At 31.3% G+C, this 3,119-nt stretch carries 3 protein-coding genes; all 3 read left to right on the top strand.

The window, feature by feature from the left end; translation table 11 throughout:
- Positions 1–325: 325 nt before the first annotated feature.
- The 3 genes from Q0C58_RS01715 (at position 326) to Q0C58_RS01705 (ending at position 2,858) form a co-directional block, all read left to right on the top strand.
- Entirely contained in the window at positions 326–748 is a 423-nt protein-coding gene (locus Q0C58_RS01715; RefSeq protein ID WP_290696679.1) for a hypothetical protein, read from the top strand.
- A gap of 195 nt (positions 749–943) precedes the next feature.
- Positions 944–2,230 (top strand): serine hydrolase domain-containing protein, encoded by a 1,287-nt coding sequence (locus Q0C58_RS01710; RefSeq protein ID WP_290696677.1) that lies wholly within the window; start codon positions 944–946, stop codon positions 2,228–2,230.
- Positions 2,231–2,426: 196 nt separating this feature from the next.
- The gene (locus Q0C58_RS01705; protein ID WP_290696675.1) at positions 2,427–2,858 is read left to right on the top strand and encodes a hypothetical protein; all 432 of its coding nucleotides are present in this window, start codon (positions 2,427–2,429) and stop codon (positions 2,856–2,858) included.
- Positions 2,859–3,119: the final 261 nt, after the last annotated feature.

The raw sequence follows: 3,119 nt of genomic DNA, 5'->3' as shown, positions 1-3,119 counted from the left end.
TTGACGAGATCTATGTCTCTACGTATATCATAACCTTATTCCTCTCTTTGGTTCTTTATGATTTATATATCTAATTTAGTGAAATGCTAAGTTAAGACGCATATAAGCAATGCGGGAGTTTGAGCTTAATAAAAAGTTAGGGTATATTTGGGAGACCGCCGAATTTTTACAAATTCGACTTATTGCTAAAAAAAATTAATAATCGAAATTTGTAAAAATCAGCTCGTGTCCGTCCGAAAGGCTAATGCCTTTCTTCCTCCGCACTGCTCATATGCAAATCCGTTGCCCACAATTGATAACAAACATTATGAACAAAAACAAACGAATGAAAAAAACAATATTTTTAAGTGCTTTAGTGGCAATCGGAATGACATTTATGAATTGCTCAAGCGATGACGACAGTAACGCAGATACAACTGCACCAACAATTTCAATACAAAGTCCAGATTTAAACCAAACATTCTCAACAGATTTAGGAAACGGATTAGGTCCTGAATTAGTAAATTTAAGTGCGCAAGGTGTGGACGAAACGAGGATAGCAACAATGCGATTAACAGTTACGAATAGTGCTGGAATTATTATTTTGGAAGACAATGCAGAAAGCACGCCGAATAGTGACACTCAACTTTTGATTTCGGAAAATTTCAGTACAAATAATGCTGGAATTTACAACGTTGTATTTACTGCAACAGACGCGAGCGGAAATGTTGCTACATCTAATCCAAGAACATTTACTTACGAAGATTAACAAAATGATTGTGGGCAATTATTTTAGAATAATAAAAGAATAGCTGAATGCAGAACAACTGTGGGCAACAACGCATATAGTTCATAGCTAATTAGTTGTTTAATCGAAGTTTCGACATATTTGGAAAGTCGCCAAATTTTTATATTTGACGATTTACAATAAAAAGATAAATAGTAAAATTTAAAAATCTAGCTCGTGCTTAGCGGAAAAACAATGATTAATTTGCACGCTACGAGCTATATACAAGACCGTTGGCAACAAGCTGAAAAAATCAAGAAAATGAAGTTACTAATTTGGACATTCTTACTTTTTACAAACATTGTGATTGCTCAATCGAATAAAGGGTTTCAGACTGATTCCCTAACAAAAGAATTAACCGAATTGTCGGATAAAAATTCAATTGTCGGATTTTCAGTCGCAATTGTTAACCAAGATAGTATTTTGTATGCCAAAGGTTTCGGCTACTCTGACAAAGAAAAAAAGAAACTCTACACAAGAAACACAGTACAGCCAATTGCTTCTATTTCTAAAACTTTGGCAGGAGTTGCTTTAATGAAAGCTCAAGAAATGGGAAAGCTCAATTTAGATGATGACATAAATGATTATCTACCATTTAAAATTATCAATCCTTATTTTCCAAATAGCAAAATAACTATTCGTAATTTGGCTACACATTCTTCAAGTTTAAAAGATTCGCGTAGTTATTCAAAGACTATGCTTTTCAATTCAAACTTTTCCGAACTTCCAACAAAAGCAAAAAAATACTTTTCAAGTAATTGGTGCCGAAAATGCGATGAGAATAAAGAAATCCCATTGATTGACTTTCTTAAAAACATTTATAGTACAGATGGAATTTGGTATAAGAAAAATAATTTTTCAAAAGAAAATATAGGGACCGAATACAATTATTGCAATAATAATGCGTCTATTACTGCCTATGTAATTGAAAAAACTACAGGAATAAAGTATTATGAATTTGTTCAAAAACATATATTAGAACCGTTGAAAATGAGTAATTCAAACTGGTTATTTGATTCGGCGCAATCAAAACAGAAATCAACTCTTTATGGTAATAGAACACCATTACCTGAATTTAAAGAGATTGGATATCCAGATGGAAGTTTTGTAACCAATGTTGTGGATTTCGGAAATTATCTGTCCACAATTATTAGTGGATATTCTGGAAAAAGTAACATTTTAAGCTCGGAGAGCTACAAAGAAATGATGACTCAACAAATAGATAAAAAATTTGTTTCAGGAATTTTTTGGGAAGTATATTCTAAATCTATTGGGCATAGCGGAGAAAATGCTGGTCACTCAACCTATGCTTATTTTGATAAAGAGAATCTAGTTGGTTATATTCTATTTGGGAATACTACAGACTCAAAAAACTTGCAGGAAGAAGAAGATAAAATCATTAGAATGCTGAAAAAATATTGGAATGAAATAAAGCCTGTTGCCAACAATGTATATAAAAAATAGCGCAAGCCATTGCTAACACTTAGGTTTGTGCATTTTTGGAAAGTCGCCAAATTTTTAAATTTGACGATTTCCAATAAAAAAAGATAAATAGTAAAATTTAAAAATTCGGCTTGTGTATCATCCGAAAAATTAACGCTTATTTTCAGCGCTACTTTTCATATACTAGCCGTTACCTGCAAGCTAAAAACCACTCTTAATGACAATAATCGTATTAACTACATTAGGAATTCTATTCTTCGGAATTGGAATTTATTTAAAAAAAGATGTTCGAAATTTCAAAAAAAACGGAACAAAAATTAACGCCGAAATTATTAGTTATGTAAAAGAGATTTCTGAATTTAAAAACGAAAGAACTACTTATTATTATCCTCGTTTTAGATTTAAAAACGCAGACGGAAAATTAATTGAAAAAACTCACTCTTCTGGTCTGACTAATAAATCAACTAGACCTTTACCTGAAAGAAAAGAAATTTATTATTTAAAAAATGAAAACGAATATGAAATTCTGATTAATTCAAAACTTTGGACTTCAATTATACCAAATGCTGTTATGATTTTTGGGTTACTTTTCTTAATCTCTATAATTACAGTCATAATATTAAGAGACGTTCTGAATTATATTGAATAAGAAACTGAATTAAAAAGCCTGCAGGTAACAACGTGTATAATTTATTGCTGGCTTTTAGCTTACTTGGGAATGTCCTCGCGGACATTCTATCTGTGATTTATTTACTAACTTTACTGCTTAAACCACGCAACAAACCATACACACAAACGTTGTGTACAATTATGACCCGTCCTGAAATAAGGCTACATAATTTTAAACATTATGTATAGAAATGACAAAGTAATTAGACGTTACAGTGAACCTTTTAAATTAAAAATTTTA

This window comes from Lacinutrix sp., assembly GCF_023299985.1.
Classification (GTDB): Bacteria; Bacteroidota; Bacteroidia; order Flavobacteriales; family Flavobacteriaceae; genus Lacinutrix.
The sequence above is the reverse complement of the archived record's forward strand: the minus strand, read 5'-3'. Positions and strand labels throughout refer to the sequence as shown.

Coding starts and splice junctions, on each gene's coding strand:
- Q0C58_RS01705 (WP_290696675.1), top strand. CDS start 2,427: ATGACAATAATCGTATTAACTACATTAGGAATTCTATTCTTCGGAATT.
- Q0C58_RS01715 (WP_290696679.1), top strand. CDS start 326: ATGAAAAAAACAATATTTTTAAGTGCTTTAGTGGCAATCGGAATGACA.